The sequence below is a fragment of the Alysiella sp. genome (assembly GCF_030525755.1).
Lineage (GTDB): Bacteria > Pseudomonadota > Gammaproteobacteria > Burkholderiales > Neisseriaceae > Simonsiella.
Genome location: NZ_JAUNEC010000036.1, coordinates 1 through 17572, shown reverse-complemented (window position 1 = coordinate 17572; position 17572 = coordinate 1). Strand labels below are relative to the sequence as shown.

Here is a 17572-nt window from a genome sequence, read left to right as displayed (position 1 = left end):
GAAATCAAAGTGGGCGATACCGTTGAATTGGAACAAACTTTAATCACTTTGGAAACCGATAAAGCCACCATGGACGTGCCAGCCACCCACGCTGGTGTGATTAAAGAAGTGAAAGTGAAAGTGGGCGACAAAATCTCCGAAGGCGGCGTGATTGCCCTTGTGGAAGCCGCAGGTGCAAGCGAAACCAAGCAGCCTGAATCCCCCAAACCCGTTGAAACCAAACAAGAAACCCCTGCACCGCAAGCCGCCAGCTTTTCAGGCAGCGCAGACGCAGAATACGATGTGGTGGTATTGGGTGGCGGGCCAGGTGGCTATTCTGCTGCCTTTGCTGCCGCAGACGAAGGCTTGAAAGTGGCGATTGTGGAGCAATACAGCACTTTGGGTGGCGTGTGCTTGAACGTGGGTTGCATTCCGTCCAAAGCCCTGTTGCACAACGCGGCGGTGATTGACGAAGTGAAACATTTGGCGGCAAACGGCATCAAATACCCCGAGCCAGAAATTGACATTGACCAATTACGCGGCTACAAAGAAAAAGTCATTGGCAAATTGACTGGCGGCTTGGCTGGCATGGCAAAAGCGCGTAAAGTGGATTTGATTCAAGGTTTTGGCAAATTTGTGGGCGCAAACCACATTGAAGTGGCTTTAACCGAATCCACACAATACGAACACGCCAGCGAAACAGGCGCGAAAAAAACCGTGCAATTCAAAAACGCGATTATTGCCGTGGGCAGCCGCGTGGTGAATTTGCCCTTTATTCCCAAAGACCCACGCATTGTGGACAGCACAGGCGCGTTGGAATTGCGTACGCAAAACGGCAAGCTGCCTGAAAAAATGTTGGTCATCGGCGGCGGCATCATTGGTTTGGAAATGGGTACGGTGTACAGCACCTTGGGCGCGCGCTTGGACGTGGTGGAAATGATGGACGGCTTAATGCAAGGCGCAGACCGCGATTTGGTTAAAGTGTGGGAAAAAATGAACGCCCATCGCTTTGACAACATCATGACCAACACCAAAACCGTTGCCGTAGAAGCCAAAGAAGACGGCATTTACGTTACCTTTGAAGGCGAAAAAGCCCCTAAAGAGCCGCAAAAATACGATTTGGTGTTGGTTGCAGCAGGTCGCGCACCGAATGGCAAACTGTGTGGCGCGGAAAACGCAGGTGTTGCCGTTACCGAACGCGGTTTCATTGAAGTGGACAAGCAACAACGCACCAATGTGCCACACATTTATGCGATTGGCGATGTGGTCGGACAACCGATGTTGGCGCACAAAGCGGTGCATGAAGGACACGTTGCTGCCGAAAATTGCGCGGGACACAAAGCCTATTTTGACGCGCGCGTGATTCCTGGTGTGGCTTACACCGACCCCGAAGTGGCTTGGGTGGGCGTTACCGAAGAAATCGCCAAACGCGATGGCATTAAAATCACCAAATCCGTGTTCCCATGGGCGGCAAGCGGTCGCGCGATTGCCAACGGTCGCGATGAAGGCTTTACCAAACTGATTTTTGACGCGGAAACGGGTCGCATTATTGGCGGTGGCATTGTTGGCACACACGCTGGCGACATGATTGGCGAAATTTGTTTGGCGATTGAAATGGGTTGCGATGCGGAAGACATCGGCAAAACCATTCACCCGCACCCCACTTTGGGCGAAAGCATTGGCATGGCGGCAGAAGTGGCTTTGGGTGTTTGCACCGATTTGCCGCCACAACGCAAGAAAAAGTAATGGGTTAAAAAATCAGGCAGTTTATTTCACACAGAACGAAGAAGCTGCCTGAAACATCAATCACATTGCAACGACCAAGCTGCCTGAAACCTTTCAGGCAGCCTCAAATTTTTTCTGAAAGCCTTTATGTCTGCCGCAGTCAAAGCCCCATCTCCCATGATGCAACAATATCTTTCCATCAAAGCCGAACACACCGATAAGCTGGTGTTTTACCGCATGGGCGATTTTTATGAACTGTTTTTTGATGATGCTGCCGAAGCAGCCGCATTATTGGGTATCACGCTGACCACACGTGGGCAACATTTGGGCGAACCCATCAAAATGGCAGGTGTGCCGTATCACGCGGTGGAACAGCATTTGGCAAAATTGGTCAAATTGGGTAAAAGCGTGGCGATTTGTGAGCAGGTTGGTGAAGTGGGCGTGGGTAAAGTCGTGGAACGCAAAGTAGCACGCATTGTTACGCCTGGCACTTTAACCGACAGCGCATTTTTGGAAGACAAAGAAGCCAATCGCATTGCGGCGGTCTTTGTGGGCAAAAAACAAGCGGCATTAGCGTGGGCAGCATTGGAAAATGGCGAGTTCAAAACCAAAATCATAGACCCACGCCGTTTGGCAGATGAGTTGGCACGCATTCAGGCAGCCGAATTGTTGGCAGACCAAGATTTCAGGCTGCCTGAAAACTGTCCTAAAATCAATCTTTCACGTTTAAACAACTGGCAATTTGCCTCCGATACCGCTTTCAAATTGCTCACGCAGTATTTTGGCAGTCAAGATTTACTGGGTTTTGGTTTGAGTTTGGACGAACACCCAGCAGCCATTGCCGCTTCAGGGGCATTATTGAATTATCTGAAACTCACGCAAACCGTGTTGCCGCCACATATGGACGCGCTGATGTTGGAAAGCGACGGTCAATACATCGCCCTAGATGCCGCCACACGGCGCAATTTGGAAATCACAACAACCTTGTCGGGTAAAAAGTCGCCCACATTATTTTCTGTTTTAGACCAATGTGTTACCCATATGGGTAGTCGTTTATTGGCACAATGGTTGCATCACCCTTTACGCAATAAAAACCACATTCAAGCGCGTTTAAATGCTGTTTCAGCCCTATTGACACACGGTTTTACTGATGTTTCAGGCAGCCTGAAACATACTGCTGATATTGAACGTATTGCCGCACGCATTGCATTGGGTTCAGCACGCCCACGCGATTTGTCTGCTTTGCGTGAGAGTTTGTTTGCATTGGCTAAAATCAAGCTGCCTGAAAGTGCTTTATTGGACACTCTGGGCAGTTGTTTTCCAGCCACTTTACCCATTGCCGAACAATTACAAGCAGCTTTGGCAGACGAACCATCTGTATGGCTCAAAGACGGAGGTGTGATACGCGATGGTTTTCATGCTGAATTAGACCATTTGCGTCATCTGCACGAACATGGTGATGATTTTTTACGCGATTTGGAAATACGCGAACGCGAACGCACACAGCTTTCCACTTTAAAAGTGGAATACAACCGCGTACACGGTTTTTACATTGAACTCTCTAAAAACCAAGCCGAGCATGCTCCCAGTGATTATCGCCGCCGTCAAACCCTGAAAAATGCCGAACGCTTTATCACAGCCGAACTCAAAACCTTTGAAGATCAATTTCTTGCTGCCCAAGAAAACGCGCTCGCATTGGAAAAACAGCTGTTTGAGCAAATTTTGGCGCAACTGCAAACCCAGTTACCGCAAATCCAACGCAGCGCGAAAGCGGCAGCCACATTGGACGTTTTGTGCAGTTTTGCCAATACAGCACGTACACAGCGTTACACCATGCCGCAATTTAGCGATACACCCACATTGACCATTCAGAACGGTCGCCACCCTGTTGTGGAAAAACAGGTGCAACGCTTTACTGCTAACCACACCCAACTTGCACCCACAAATCGCCTGTGCCTGATTACAGGTCCCAATATGGGCGGTAAATCCACCTATATGCGCCAAACTGCTTTGATTGTGTTGCTGGCGCACACAGGCAGTTTTGTGCCAGCCGAGTATGCTTTGATTGGTGAAATAGACCAAATTTTCACGCGCATTGGTGCATCAGATGACTTGGCAAGCAATCGTTCTACTTTTATGGTGGAAATGAGCGAAACAGCCTACATTTTGCATCATGCTACCAAGCAAAGTCTTGTTCTGATGGACGAAGTAGGACGTGGTACGTCCACTTTTGACGGTTTGGCACTTGCCCACGCTATTGCCTTACATCTCTTACAAAACAATCAAGCCTTGTGTTTGTTTGCAACCCATTATTTTGAGTTGACCAAGCTGCCTGAAAACCATCAAGGTGCGTTTAATATGCATTTATCGGCATTGGAGCAAGGACAAGACATCGTTTTTTTACATCAAATAGAACATGGTGCCGCTGAAAAAAGTTATGGCATTGCCGTAGCCAAATTGGCAGGTTTGCCACCACGCGCCCTTAAAACAGCGCAAAAACAACTGGGTTTATTGGAAAGCCAAGCAGCAGAACGTCAGCTTGATTTGTTTGCCGCTCCCATGCTGCCTGAAAACGAAGAAACGCTTGCAGCAAGCGTGGTAGAACAAGAATTATTGAGTATAGAGCCAGATGAATTGACACCCAAACAGGCTTTGGATTTGATTTACCGTTTGAAAAAAATGTTGTAATTAATGCGAGCGTGGGATAACAATCTTGAAAATTTCATGAAAATAAATGACTTGTATATAGGTAAGGTGCTGATGCCAACCGTTTTCAGGCAGCTTCTTGTGTGTACTACCTCGCCCCAAATCACCATTTAGTGCGCCAAATTGGCAAGCCACAGCCGCGTTTTCAAGCCCCAATAACTCGCCAAACCTGTGGTGCTGTGCAACACTTTACCGTTTTTAATCAAAATGATGGTCGGGGTAACTTTCACGCCCCATTGCTGTGACAGTTGCCCATTTTCATCGTTAATGGTGTCAAATTTTAAATGATTGTTGTTTAAATAATGTTTGATGTTTTCATCGCTGCCTGAACCCCATGCCACGCCCAACACAGGCACACCATTTGCGTGTAAATCTTCAATCGCGGGAGAAGTGTGTTTGCAAATGTTGCACCATGTTCCCCAAAAATACAAAACCAAAGTTTGATTTGCGCTGGCATTTGCCAAAGTATTGTTTTTATTCTGATAAATGGTTTGAAATGGCACATCGGCTGCATTCATCGGCGCGTTGGGGCTGCGCCACCAGTCCATTACCACGCTCACAATCAACAAAATTGCCAGCGTTTGCGTGATTTGTTTGAGCCAATATTTCAGTTTCTTTTTCATGTTATTTCCTAAATTGATGGTGCGCGAAATTGTAGCAAAAAACGTTTCAGACAGCCTAAAAATGCGTTTTCGCGTTAAAATCGCGGTTTTCCTTATTTTCAGGCAGCTTTCAAATTATGCAAACACTTGAATTAGCCAAGCAATTACTTTCCGAACAATCCATTACACCCGATGATAAAAATTGTCAAAAAATCATCGCCCAGCGTTTGCAGCAAATGGGTTTTACGATTGAAGAGATGAATTTTGGCACAACCAAGAATATTTGGGCAAGACTGGGCAACACCGCGCCAGTTGTGTGTTTCGCGGGGCATACCGATGTTGTGCCAACGGGCGATGTGGCGCAATGGACGTTTGACCCGTTCACGCCGACCGAACACGAAGGCAAACTTTACGCACGAGGCGCGGCAGACATGAAAACCGCGATTGCTTGTTTCATTACAGCTTGCGAACGTTTTGTGGCGGCAAACCCGAATTTTGCGGGTAGTCTTGCGCTGCTCATCACTTCGGATGAAGAAGGCGATGCCCATGATGGCACAACCAAAGTGGTGGACGTTTTGGCGGGGCGAAATGAATTGATAGACTATTGCATCGTTGGTGAACCTACCGCCGTAAACCAACTGGGCGATACCTTGAAAAACGGTCGGCGTGGTTCATTGTCGGGCAATTTGACGGTACACGGTACACAGGGGCACATCGCTTATCCACATTTGGCAGAAAACCCGATTCACGCAGCAGTCCCTGCATTAGCTGAACTTGCTACAACCGAATGGGATACGGGCAATGCCTATTTCCCAGCCACCAGCTTCCAAATTTCCAATATTAATGGTGGCACAGGTGCGACCAACGTTATTCCTGCCAGCGTAAATGTGAAATTCAACTTCCGTTTTTCCACCGAAAACAGTGCGGAAAGCCTGAAAAAGCGCGTTCACGAAATTTTGGATAAACGCGGTTTCCGCTATGATTTGGCGTGGAGTTTATCGGGTAATCCCTTTTTGACCGAAGCGGGCAAATTAACCGAAATCGCGCAAAACACCATACGCGAAGTGTGCGGCGTGGAAGCGGAATTGTCCACATCGGGCGGTACATCAGACGGGCGTTTCATCAAAGCGATTGCCAGAGAGTTGATTGAATTGGGTTTTGTGAATGCGACCATACATCAAATTGATGAACACATTTTGACCGATGACATTGAAAAATTGTCGCAGGTTTATGAAAAAATGATGAGGAATTTATTTGTAAAATGAATTTTCAGGTTGAAATGTTTGCAAAATTCGGTTTATAGGGGCAGATTTCATATCTTCCCCATTGGTGATTGCAGGAATTTTTATTTTTATCAATAAATTGAAAAAGGTGATGGGCATGAAATCAGCCTCTACGTCAGTTTGAAAGTGGGTTTTGCTAAGGTTTTCAGGCAGCCTGAAACTTTGTATATAGGGTACAAAATTTTTGTCAATTTATTGAAAAATTTAGGTGTTTTTGGTAATTTGGTGTGCATGGTTTACCTTGCAATAAAAATTGCAGCGTAGCATCATGTTGCCTGAAACTGTGAAGTAAACTGACGAAAGAAAAACATTATGCAAGATTTTCGTATTGCCCATACCGATGATTTACCCGATAGCACCCATTTGGTTAAAACGGAGTTGCAACAGTTGCAGCTTGCATTACAGTCATCACAAGGGCAAATCAAGTGGCAAATTCATCAGCCTTTAAGCAGCGTAGAAATAGAAAAACGCATCAAGATGCTTAAATTGGGTAACGCAATCAGCGCAGTTTTGCAAATTGGGGTAGGGGTTTACATTTATGCATATATGTGGGCTGATGATGTGTTGTTGCGCAATGTGTTTGTGTTTTTGATTGGTGCGATGATAGTGGGTAATTTTTATTTGATACATATGGTTATGCCCAAGCGAATGCGTCAAAACCCAATTATTACTACGCGTGTTACTTTGAATTGGGATAAGCAATATGTCCTCATTAATGAGGGCAGTAAACAACAATATAAGCTCAAATTTCACAGCAACAAAACTTTACCTGCTTTTGTTTTGCCGCAGCATGCCGATGCAGATTTGCGCCGTTTGCGTGATGAAGTACAAAGTCGCATTACACAGATAACGGGTTTGACATTTTAACCATTTGAGGCTGCCTGAAAGCATATGGTTTCAGAAGTGAAAAGGCAATATAAGGCGACAACGAGAGTCGTGTACACCAAGTACATAAAGGTGTTGGTAATGTCGTAGTGTTTTCTCAATTCTGCGATCATACTTTGGCTTTGCAAGTATTTTTCAGGCAGCCTGATAATATATTTCATGCTGCCTGAATGCGTTTTGTTTTAATATTAAGTTTGTTGTGGGATTGTCTATCCGTTCTGCATCAGTTTTTTCAATGATTTTTGCAAAACCGACAATCTGTATCCATAAAATGGATTGTAAATGGAAAATATCATGAATTTAAAAGAAAAATTATCCGATGGCTTGTTGGCTATGGGTCTTGAACTTTCTGCTGTACAGCAGTTGCTGCTGTTGGAATACATTTCATTGTTGAAAAAATGGAACAGCACATACAATTTAACGGCTTTGCGTGATGAAAACAAAATGTTGAGCCATCATTTGTTGGACAGTTTAACCTTATTACCCTATGTTGCCGATGCCCAAACTTTGATAGACGTGGGTTCGGGCGGTGGCATGCCTGGTATTCCTACGGCAATTTGTCGCCCCGATTTGCAGATTACTTTATTGGATGCAAACACCAAAAAAACCACATTTTTACAACAAGCTGTGATTGAATTGGGTTTACAAAACGTTACTGTGGCAAGTGGCAGAGTGGAAGCCATGCACGATAAAAAAGTAGACGTGGTTACCAGCCGTGCATTCGCAGAATTACACGATTTCATTGCGCTGACCAAGCATTTATTGAATGAAAACGGCTATTGGGCAGCAATGAAAGGCGTGTATCCTTATGAAGAATTGGAAAATGTACCGAAAAATATTGAAGTTTATCAAATTGATAAATTGAATGTACCAAATTTGAATGCAGAACGCCATATGGTGTTGATGCGTCCCAAAACCGCATAAAGGAAAAACCATGAGCGCGAGCATTTTGGCAATTGCCAATCAAAAAGGTGGTGTGGGTAAAACCACAACAGCGGTCAATCTAGCGGCTTCTTTGGCACACCGCAAACAGCGCGTTTTGCTGATTGACCTTGACCCACAAGGTAATGCCACTACGGGCAGTGGCATAGACAAAACCGATATTAAACAAGGTATTTATCATGTTTTATTGGGCGAAACAGACATTCAGGCAGCCTTAATCCACAGCGAAGCAGGTGGCTATGATGTTTTGGCTGCCAATCGTGATTTGGCGGGTGCAGAAATTGAGTTGGTGCAAGAAATCGCGCGTGAAATGCGTTTGAAAAATGCCCTCTCTTTGGTGGCTGAACAGTATGATTATGTTTTGATTGACTGTCCGCCCACGCTGACACTTTTGACTTTAAACGGCTTGGTTGCGGCAGAAGGTGTGCTCGTTCCTATGGTGTGTGAATATTATGCTTTGGAAGGCATCAGCGATTTGGTGGCAACGGTACGCAAAATCCGCACCGCCATCAATCCAAAATTGGATATTTTCGGGATTGTGCGAACCATGTACAACAATCAAAACCGCTTGTCTTCAGAAGTCAGTGCGCAGTTGGCACAACATTTTGGCAGCAAATTATTGGACACAACCATTCCGCGTAATGTACGGTTGGCGGAAGCCCCCAGCTACGGTAAACCTGCATTGGCTTATGATGCCAAGGCCAAAGGAACTTTGGCGTATTTGGACTTGGCTGATGAATTATTAGCAAGATGTTGAGAAAACGTGTGAAAAATTGATGTGAGGCATAAAAACAGGCTGCCTGAAACCTTTCAGGCAGCCTGTTTTTATGATGTTTGTTTAGTGAACATGTGCTTTATTCGCTTCGGTGTTTTCTGCTTTTTCAGGCATAGCAGAAGAGTGGTGACTGGTAATCAGCCATTTGTCGCCATTCCATTCATAAGTATAGCTGTAACGTCCCACGACTTGATTACCTGTTTTACTGAATTTGAATGTGTACACGCCAGCATCAAGGGCTGTGTTACAGCCAATTTTAATGAAACGTTCATTGATTTCGCCAACAGGTTGGTTTTCCAAGAAATGTTGGAAATAATCCAATTTTTCTGCGGCGGTGTGGCGCACTTTATTGGATACGGTAGGCAACAAAATCGAATCAGCAGCATAGTTGGCAACCACGATTTCAGGACGACCTGTTTTTAAACTGGCGTTCCAGCGGTCAAATAAAGCGGCGATTTCGGTGTCGGTAACGGCACGGCAGCTTTGCGTGTTGGCGTGGTTTTCAATCACGCGAACGGGAATGGCTTGTGGAGCTGGTGCTTGAACGGGAGCAGGCACAACTTGAGGTGCAACAGCAACAGGGGGAGGAACTTCATGTGTGGTTGCAGGGGCTGCCTGAACAGGTGTGTGTTGCACAGGTGTTGGTTGTTGAACCACTTGGGTTTGTTGCTGTTGTACAGGTGCAGCAGCAACGGCTGTTTCGGCAGTAGGTTGTTGGGCGGGACGTTGTGCTTTTTCTTTACCGCAAGCGGTTGCCAATAAGGCGGTGGCAATCATCAGAGACAGTTTGGCGTTCATGTGCTTTCCTTTAATCAAGAAGTAGTGGGTTTGGTTTGTAATGAAGTGTAAATATAATAAAAACTGCTTGTTTGTGCAAGTGTTTTTCAGGCAGCCTTGTGTGTTTGCAGGCTGCCTGAAAATGGGTGTGGTTTTTTACTCCCAAGATGATAAAGGTTCGTTGAGACAATGCTGTTGTTTGAGGTATTTGTCTTGTGCCATTAAACGAACGGCTGCATTGGCTGCACCATAGCCATCGTAAGCCCCGATGCGTTGTACCACTTCAAAGAAAAAGCGATGGTCAATGACAGGGGAGTAAACGTGTAAAAATTCGCCGCCTTTGCCATCGGTGTCATATAACAGATGATGTTCACGCAAGCGTGCGATAAAGTCATCGTCTAAATCAAAACGCGCTTGTAAATCGTCATAATAATTGGCGGGAATGTCCAATAATGCTGCGCCATTAGCACGCAGTTGTTTGATGGTGGCGAAAATGTCGTGAGTGGCAAACGCCAAATGTTGCAAGCCACTGCCTTTGTAGTGTGCCATTGAACGGGCAACTTGGGTGTCGGGTGCATCAGAAGCGTTTAAGACAATGCGAATGTCTTTGGTGGGGCTGTGTAAAACACGACTGTTGATGAGACCGTAGGGGTCGGTCATGGTTTGATTGGCTTCGGCGACAAAACCGAAAATGGAACGCAGATACAAGGTCCAGCTGTCTAAACGGTCGCTGGTCATACCCAAAGCCAAATGGTCTATATTGTGCAAATGTGTTGCGGTATTTGATGAATGATTTAAATTGAAATCAATAGGATAAATGTCGCTGTCAATGAAGTATTGCAAGCTGCCATTGGGCGAGCGAACGGCGGCAATGTGTTTTTCATTGTTACCTGTTTGCCCTTCAAAGGAGTAACAACCGTAGGCATCGGCACGTTGATACAGGGCTTGGGCATCGCTAACACGATAAGCAAGTGCACACATGGACGTGCCGTGTGCAGTAAAAAAGCCTTCTGCCAAACTGTCTGGCTCGGCATTTAAAATGATGTTGATATTGCCTTGACGGTAGAGCATCACATTTTTGCTTTTGTGGCGACCTGCTGCCTGAAAACCGAAATTGTACAGAATGTGTGCCAAAGATTGTGCTGCTTCTTCGTCCACCGCAAATTCCACAAATTCAATGCCTTCAAATTGTGGCAGAGCAGGAGGGGTGAACAATGGGGTGTTTTCAGGCAGCCTTTGATGATTGCGTTTAAGCAGTGCGGCAGTTTGTTCTTCCAAATAAAACAAGCTGGTACGTGCATCGCTGGTGGTGCTGACTCCATTGACCGCACGGAAATGGTCATTGAAAATTTCCAGCGACAAAGGACCTTGGTAACCGTTTGCCAATAAAGGCGCCATAAATGCCGCAATATCAAAACTGCCTTGACCAGGGAAATTGCGATAATGGCGTGACCATTCCAATACGTCCATTTTCATGCGTGGGGCATCGGCAATTTGTACGAAAGTGATTTTTTCAGATGGAATATCAGCTAGTTGTGATAAATCATCATTGATGGAAAACGTGTGGAAGCTGTCTAAAATGATGCCCAAATTTGGGTGATTGACTGCTTGCACAATTTTCCACACATGGCGATAAGAATTGACATAACTACCCCAGGCCAGTGCTTCATAGCCCACTTGTATGCCAAACTCTTTTGCTGCTTCGGCAAGCAAATAAAAATCTGATGCAATTGCATCATCGTTGGCAAGCACATTGGGTGATACATTGCTACACACCAAGATGCGGTTGGTACCCAATTCATTCATCAGTGCGAATTTGCGTTTGGCACGTTCAATTTGTTGTGCTACGCGACCGCGTGGTCCGCCTTCAAAATCACGAAATGGTTGATACAACATGATTTCCAAACCTGCATCGGCACACATTTTGCGAATGTCAGACGGTGTGCCGTCAAAATAAAGCAGGTCATTTTCAAAAATTTCAATGCCGTCAAAACCTGTGCCAGCAATGGCGCGGATTTTTTCAGGCAGCGTGCCGCTTAATGATACGGTTGCGATGCTGTGTTTCATGTTTTGCTCCAAATGGGACGGACGGGTAATCCGCTACAAAATGCTGTTTTGGTGGTTTAAAGCGCAATTTAATTGGCAATATTCGGCTTTTTGTTTGCATAATCAAATGTTTTGCACCATAAATTGCAAAAGCCGTACTTTACCACATTGGAACATTTTTTTGTGGGTTGTGAAGTGATGATGAGCGTGTGTTCTGGTGGTTTGGGGTAGTGTTCAAGTTTTTGTGATGTGAAATAGGTTGCCTGAACAATTTGTGATGTACCATTGGCATTGTTTAAAACAAAAAAACTGTTAAAATCCGTGCTTTCCTTATTTTTGCATTAATCATCATGTTGCTTCCTATTTTACCGCCTGCGATGTTGGGCATACTTGGTGGCGGACAGCTCGGTAGCATGTTTACGTTGGCTGCCAAAACCATGGGTTACCGTGTTACGGTGCTTGACCCAGACCCTAATGCGCCTGCGGCACGTTTTGCCGATGTGCATTTGTGTTCGCCCTTTGATGACGATAAGGCTCTGGCGCAACTGGCGCAATGTGCGGCGGTAACGACCGAATTTGAAAACGTGAATGCCGATGCGATGCGGACTTTGGCGCAAAAAACACGCGTTTCACCATCGGGCGATTGCGTGGCAGTAGCACAAAACCGCATTTTGGAAAAAGCACGCATGGCGCAAGCGGGGTTGGCAACGGCGCCGTATCGTGTTTTATACTGCGCAGATGATGCTGCAAATTGCGCTGATTTATTACCAGGTATTGTGAAAACCGCCACTTTGGGCTATGACGGTAAAGGTCAAATTCGTGTGAATAGTGAAGCAGAAGTTCAGGCAGCCTTTGAAAAGTTGGGTGGTGTGGCGTGTGTTTTGGAAAAAAAGGTAGATTTGCGTGCGGAAATTTCGGTAATTGTTTGCCGTTTGGATACACGGCATACGTTGACTTTTGACCCTGCTGAAAATCATCATGAAAATGGCATTTTGGCGTATTCCATTGTACCTGCACGGCTGCCTGAAAAACTGCGTGAACAAGCAAAACAAATGGCTTTGCGTTTGGCAGAAGAATTGGATTATGTCGGTGTGTTGGCGGTGGAAATGTTTGTGGTGGGCGATGAGCAAAATTTGGTGGTAAACGAAATTGCACCGCGTCCACACAACAGTGGTCATCATACGATTGATGCGTGTGTGTCCAGCCAATTTCAGCAACAGGTTCGCATTATGTGTGGTTTGTCGCCAGCCGATACGCGATTGTTGTCGCCTTGCTGTATGGCAAACATTTTGGGCGATGTGTGGGGCGAAAATGGCAGTGAGCCTGCGTGGGAAAATGTGGTGCAACACGGTCAAGCGCATTTGCATTTATACGGTAAAACTGTGGCACGAGCAGGGCGCAAAATGGGGCATTTTACGGTGTTGGCAAACAATGCGGATGTGGCATTTGAGCAAGCACAATCTTTGCATGGTGCTTTGTTGCGTTAATAATCCATTCATTAGGCTGCCTGAAACGTTTCAGGCAGCCTTAAATCCATTTAAATAACAGGAAAAATCATGTTCCACAGTTTTTTTTTCAATCAAAAATGGCGTGTTTGGGCAATCGGTGGTTCGCTGCTGATTTTGCTGATCACTTGGTATAAAGTGGAATTGGACGTACAGATCAATCAATGGTTTGGTGATTTTTACAATGCCATTCAAGAGATTTTGAAAACGCCCAATAGCGTTTCTTTCCCCGAATTTTTGACCAAAATTTTTACCTTTGCCCGTATTGCAGCGATTTACATTGCTTTGGCGATTGCGTTGGAATTTTTTGTGCGCCATTACATTTTCCGTTGGCGCACCGCCATGACCGATTATTACATCGCACATTGGCAAACCGTGCGCCATATTGAAGGTGCTTCACAGCGCATACAAGAAGATACCATGCGTTTTGCGCGCATTATGCAGGATTTGGGCGTGAGTTTTTTGCGTTCGGTAATGACTTTGGCGGCGTTTTTGCCGATGTTGCGCGATTTAAGCAAGAATGTAACGCAATTGCCATGGATAGGTCATGTGGAAGGGTCTTTGGTTTACATTGCCTTGTTGTTTGCCATTTTGGGCACAGTGGTTTTGGCGGTGGTGGGCATCAAATTACCGGGTTTGGAATTCAATAATCAAAAGGTAGAGGCGGCATTTCGCAAAGAATTGGTATTAGGTGAAGATCATGCCGACCGTGCCCAAGCCCCAACTTTGCGTCAATTGTTTGACCATGTGCGCCAAAACCACTATCGCTTGTACTTGCATTATTTGTATTTTGATTTGGCGCGTTGGTCGTATTTGCAATTTGCGGTGGTTGTGCCATATATCGCATTGGGTCCGAGCTTGATTATGGGTGTTTTGACTTTGGGGGCAATGCAACAAATTGTGCGTGCATTTGGTAAAGTGCAAGATTCGTTTCAGTATTTGGTGCATTCGTGGAGTACGATTGTGGAATTGTTGTCCATTTACAAGCGTTTGAAGGCATTTGAACAAGTGATTCGTCAGAACCGTTAAAGGTAGAACATCTAAAAACATAAATTGTACCGTTTTGTCGCCTTATCCATTTTATTGAAAGGAACACCATGCGTTTGTTCGCTCTGTTTTTTGCCCTATTATTGGCAGCTTGCCATTTTTCAGGCAGCCTGAATCATGCTTCACAGAGTTTGGTAGATGGCGTGTTTCGCATGCAGTATTACCACACCCAGCAGCCTGAAAAAAGGTTGGATGGTGGCGAACACGCACGCATCAGTTTTGGCTATGTGCATTCGGTTCAAGGTATTGAAGGCGAGAAATTGGGTGTGTTGTGGCAGGGTAAAATCAAGCTGCCTGAAACAGGGACAATTACCATACAACACAGTGATGCCAATAAGTTAAAAATTGATATTGCTGGCAAACCGATTAAATTGCAAGGTAGCGGCTATACCGATGTGCATTTGGAAAAAGGCAGTCATGATGTACAAGTGCGTTATGAACCGAAATGGCATGCCGATAATATGGCGGTCAATTTTCTTGACAGTCGACCGCGTGCGCCCGAATCGGTGGCAAATGACGTTCAGGCAGCCATAAAAAATGCCGAAGTAGCATTTGCCCAAGTGCGAGGCAGCATGGACACAAGTAGCAATAACCGTAAAGATTGGCAATGGCGTGATGCCCAGTTGTTTGTTTCCGCTACCGATAAACCGCAAATTTTGGTGTTGTCGGCACGAGAGTTGGTTAATGTGGAACTGAAATTGCACGACAAAGCCGAAATTGAAGCGATTGTGGCATTAAATGGCGTAGGCGACATTTCAGGCAGCGATGCGCCTGTTTACCGTGTGGCACGACAGATTGATGATGATTGGGCACCGCATAATTGTGATTGCTCGGGTGGCGTGCATTTACATTGCAGCGGCGAAGTGGGGCGTGGTTTTCCCGAAATTCAAGCATTAAATCAAACTTTGTTTGGCAAGCAGGCTGCGGCGTATTACACCAAAGCCCAATGGTACACCGCTGAAAAAATGCAAAATCTGTACCAAAAAACCATAGCGGAATACGAACAAGCCAAAGCGCAATGCGGCGGCAGTCAAGCCCTGCGTTTTGATAATGCAATGGGTAAGCGTGAAAACCAAGTAAACCCTGTTTCAGGTTCGGGCAGCCAAAATGGTTTTGAGGGCGAACAAAGTTGGTTAAGCCAAATGGGGCGTACGCTGCCTGAAAGCGGTTTTGATGCCTACTATTTTACGCACAAGACCATTGGTCAGCCTGTTGCACAAGAAAATGTGCCACATATTGCAATCAATTATGTTTCCAATCAATTCCACAGTATTGAAGCAGAACAATTTGCTGCATTGTGGGCAGGTTATCTGAATGTGAATGAAGATACCGCCATGTCCATGCAATACGATTTAAGTTGGGCGCAAATGCGTGTGTGGCTCAACGGCAAAAAAGTGTTTGAATACCATTATCGTGATAACAGTCAGCCACAAGAAGGCAGTTTTGATGTGATTGTGCCAAAAGGCAAAAACCGTTTGGAAGTGGAATACATCAACCATTATCACACGGTTGGTTTTGCCTTGCATCCGCAGCCCAAAATATTGGTTTATCCTGATGATGAAGCGCAACAACTGCTCAATAACCCAGATTATGATGTGGTGTATGCCAAAGTTTATGAAAGCGGAAACCGCGACAGCAGCCTACCCATTAGGCTACCTGAAAGCCGCAAACCGATTGTACTGGTGTTAAACAGCCACAATTCCGTATTTTGGCAAATCCAGCCCCATTCGGGCAGCCTCAAAGCCGTCATCATTCAAGACGGTAAAGGCGTGGTTTCAGGCAGCCATGCTCGTGTTTGGCGCGTAAAGAATTTGCCATATCGTAAACCCGTATGGCAATTTTATGAATACAGTCCAGGAAGCATTGATGCGGCGCAGTTTAAGCCCAACAATCCATAAGATGAGTGCAGGCTGCCTGAAAACAAGCTGTACCCGAAGCAAGGCTTGATTTTTTGCCGATGCACCCCATATACGGCACAATCATTTTATTTTTCATTGAAAACAAGACACAACCATGAGCAAAGATTTTTACGAAACACTGGGATTAAGTAAAGGTGCGTCCGAAGACGAAATCAAAAAAGCCTATCGCAAACTGGCGATGAAATACCACCCCGACCGCAATCCCGACAACAAAGAAGCCGAAGAAAAATTCAAAGAAGTCCAAAAAGCGTATGACACGCTCTCCGACCCACAGAAAAAAGCCGCCTATGACCAATACGGACACGCTGCATTTGAACAAGGCATGGGTGGAGCAGGTGGTTTTGGTGGCTTCGGAGGTGGATTTGGCGGCGCACAAGGTTTTGACTTTGGTGATATTTTCAGTCAAATGTTTGGTGGTGGCGGTGGGGCACGCCAACAAAATTATCAAGGCGAAGACATCAATATTGGCATCACGCTGACTTTGGAAGAAGCCGCAGCAGGTGTAAAAAAACAAATTACCGTGCCTACTTACGAAGAATGTGGCACTTGTCATGGCTCGGGGGCAAAAGCAGGTACCAAAGCCACAACGTGTCGTACTTGTGGTGGTTCAGGCGCGGTACACGTTCGCCAAGCCATTTTTCAAATTCAGCAGACTTGTCCAACGTGTCATGGTTCAGGCAAGGAAATCAAAGAACCGTGCGTACAATGTCATGGCAGCGGTCGTATCAAAACCAGCAAAACGGTGGAAGTCAATATCCCTGCTGGCATTGATGATGGACAGCGTATTCGCTTAACAGGCGAGGGCGAACCAGGTACACACGGCGCACCTGCTGGCGATTTGTATGTTCATGTGAGCGTGCAAGAACACAAAATTTTCCAGCGCGACCCAGACAGCCCAACCGATTTGCATTGTGAGTTGCCCATCAGTTTTGCGACTGCGGCTCTGGGTGGTGAAGTGGAAGTGCCGACTTTGGACGGGAAAGTGAAATTGAGCATTCCCGAAGGCACGCAAAACGGCAAACGTTTGCGCGTTAAAGGTAAAGGTGTCAAATCGGTACGCAGCAGTTTGGTGGGGGATTTGTATTGTCATGTGGTGGTGGAAACGCCTGTAAATTTAACCGACCGTCAAAAAGAATTACTGGTGGAATTTGAAACCATTGCCACAGGTTTAGAACGCAGCCAAACACCTCGTCAAAAAGGTTTTTTTGATAAATTGAAAGACATTTTTGATTAAAACACCCCCAACAAGCCATCGTGGTTAAAACGATGGCTTGTTTTGTTTCAGGCAGCCTGAAACAGCGGCTCATCTTTAATCATTCAACTCCCTGCCCGAATAATCGCTTGCTGCCATAACCGCAATCAGCGAAATCACGCCTGTGAT

Annotated in this window: 13 protein-coding genes; 10 read left to right on the top strand and 3 right to left on the bottom strand. The window is 45.7% G+C overall.

The features are described 5' to 3' along the window. On the top strand, window positions 1–1725 hold a 1725-nt coding region (lpdA, locus tag Q4B82_RS07090; RefSeq protein ID WP_303065742.1), incomplete at its 5' end, for a dihydrolipoyl dehydrogenase. Window positions 1726–1851: 126 nt separating this feature from the next. Then, a complete protein-coding gene (gene mutS, locus Q4B82_RS07085; protein WP_303065740.1) occupies window positions 1852–4392 on the top strand; it encodes a DNA mismatch repair protein MutS in 2541 nt (846 codons plus the stop codon). Window positions 4393–4520: 128 nt separating this feature from the next. On the opposite strand, the gene Q4B82_RS07080 is transcribed toward mutS, so the two are convergent. Next, window positions 4521–5033: a protein disulfide oxidoreductase gene (locus tag Q4B82_RS07080; RefSeq protein ID WP_303065738.1), complete on the bottom strand. Its 513-nt coding sequence runs from the start codon at window positions 5031–5033 to the stop codon at window positions 4521–4523. A 116-nt stretch (window positions 5034–5149) separates the two neighbouring features. On the opposite strand from Q4B82_RS07080, the gene dapE reads away from it, so the two are divergent. From dapE to Q4B82_RS07060, 4 genes are all read left to right on the top strand, one after another. Then, window positions 5150–6277: a succinyl-diaminopimelate desuccinylase gene (gene dapE / locus Q4B82_RS07075; RefSeq protein ID WP_303065737.1), complete on the top strand. Its 1128-nt coding sequence runs from the start codon at window positions 5150–5152 to the stop codon at window positions 6275–6277. A 330-nt stretch (window positions 6278–6607) separates the two neighbouring features. Beyond that, window positions 6608–7162: a hypothetical protein gene (locus Q4B82_RS07070; protein WP_303065736.1), complete on the top strand. Its 555-nt coding sequence runs from the start codon at window positions 6608–6610 to the stop codon at window positions 7160–7162. Between the two features lie 312 nt (window positions 7163–7474). Next, window positions 7475–8104: a 16S rRNA (guanine(527)-N(7))-methyltransferase RsmG gene (gene rsmG / locus Q4B82_RS07065; protein WP_303065735.1), complete on the top strand. Its 630-nt coding sequence runs from the start codon at window positions 7475–7477 to the stop codon at window positions 8102–8104. 10 nt (window positions 8105–8114) lie between these two features. Beyond that, window positions 8115–8879 carry a ParA family protein gene (locus Q4B82_RS07060; RefSeq protein ID WP_303065734.1) on the top strand — a complete coding sequence of 255 codons (765 nt, stop codon included), beginning with the start codon at window positions 8115–8117 and terminating at the stop codon, window positions 8877–8879. 81 nt (window positions 8880–8960) lie between these two features. Here Q4B82_RS07060 and Q4B82_RS07055 read toward each other — a convergent pair whose 3' ends face one another. Beyond that, window positions 8961–9695, bottom strand: coding sequence for a cag pathogenicity island protein Cag5 (locus Q4B82_RS07055; RefSeq protein ID WP_303065733.1), 735 nt, complete (start codon window positions 9693–9695; stop codon window positions 8961–8963). A 135-nt stretch (window positions 9696–9830) separates the two neighbouring features. Continuing rightward, window positions 9831–11741: a bifunctional sugar phosphate isomerase/epimerase/4-hydroxyphenylpyruvate dioxygenase family protein gene (locus Q4B82_RS07050; RefSeq protein WP_303065732.1), complete on the bottom strand. Its 1911-nt coding sequence runs from the start codon at window positions 11739–11741 to the stop codon at window positions 9831–9833. A 326-nt stretch (window positions 11742–12067) separates the two neighbouring features. On the opposite strand from Q4B82_RS07050, the gene Q4B82_RS07045 reads away from it, so the two are divergent. The 4 genes from Q4B82_RS07045 to dnaJ all read left to right on the top strand — a co-directional run bounded on the left by Q4B82_RS07045 (window position 12068) and on the right by dnaJ (window position 17425). Then, window positions 12068–13207, top strand: coding sequence for a 5-(carboxyamino)imidazole ribonucleotide synthase (locus tag Q4B82_RS07045; RefSeq protein WP_303065743.1), 1140 nt, complete (start codon window positions 12068–12070; stop codon window positions 13205–13207). A 69-nt stretch (window positions 13208–13276) separates the two neighbouring features. Then, window positions 13277–14254, top strand: a complete 978-nt coding sequence (locus tag Q4B82_RS07040) for a putative transporter (protein WP_303065731.1) — start codon at window positions 13277–13279, stop codon at window positions 14252–14254. A gap of 68 nt (window positions 14255–14322) precedes the next feature. Then, window positions 14323–16170, top strand: coding sequence for a hypothetical protein (locus tag Q4B82_RS07035; RefSeq protein WP_303065730.1), 1848 nt, complete (start codon window positions 14323–14325; stop codon window positions 16168–16170). Between the two features lie 115 nt (window positions 16171–16285). Further along, on the top strand, window positions 16286–17425 hold the full coding sequence (gene dnaJ, locus Q4B82_RS07030) for a molecular chaperone DnaJ (RefSeq protein ID WP_303065729.1): 1140 nt from the start codon (window positions 16286–16288) through the stop codon (window positions 17423–17425). Window positions 17426–17572: the final 147 nt, after the last annotated feature.

Excerpts from the sequence above, each read along its gene's own strand:
- Q4B82_RS07040 (WP_303065731.1), top strand. The coding sequence starts at position 13,277 with ATGTTCCACAGTTTTTTTTTCAATCAAAAATGGCGTGTTTGGGCAATC.
- Q4B82_RS07060 (WP_303065734.1), top strand. The coding sequence starts at position 8,115 with ATGAGCGCGAGCATTTTGGCAATTGCCAATCAAAAAGGTGGTGTGGGT.
- Q4B82_RS07035 (WP_303065730.1), top strand. The coding sequence starts at position 14,323 with ATGCGTTTGTTCGCTCTGTTTTTTGCCCTATTATTGGCAGCTTGCCAT.
- Q4B82_RS07080 (WP_303065738.1), bottom strand. The coding sequence starts at position 5,033 with ATGAAAAAGAAACTGAAATATTGGCTCAAACAAATCACGCAAACGCTG.
- dnaJ (WP_303065729.1), top strand. The coding sequence starts at position 16,286 with ATGAGCAAAGATTTTTACGAAACACTGGGATTAAGTAAAGGTGCGTCC.
- dapE (WP_303065737.1), top strand. The coding sequence starts at position 5,150 with ATGCAAACACTTGAATTAGCCAAGCAATTACTTTCCGAACAATCCATT.
- rsmG (WP_303065735.1), top strand. The coding sequence starts at position 7,475 with ATGAATTTAAAAGAAAAATTATCCGATGGCTTGTTGGCTATGGGTCTT.
- Q4B82_RS07070 (WP_303065736.1), top strand. The coding sequence starts at position 6,608 with ATGCAAGATTTTCGTATTGCCCATACCGATGATTTACCCGATAGCACC.
- mutS (WP_303065740.1), top strand. The coding sequence starts at position 1,852 with ATGTCTGCCGCAGTCAAAGCCCCATCTCCCATGATGCAACAATATCTT.
- Q4B82_RS07055 (WP_303065733.1), bottom strand. The coding sequence starts at position 9,695 with ATGAACGCCAAACTGTCTCTGATGATTGCCACCGCCTTATTGGCAACC.
- Q4B82_RS07050 (WP_303065732.1), bottom strand. The coding sequence starts at position 11,741 with ATGAAACACAGCATCGCAACCGTATCATTAAGCGGCACGCTGCCTGAA.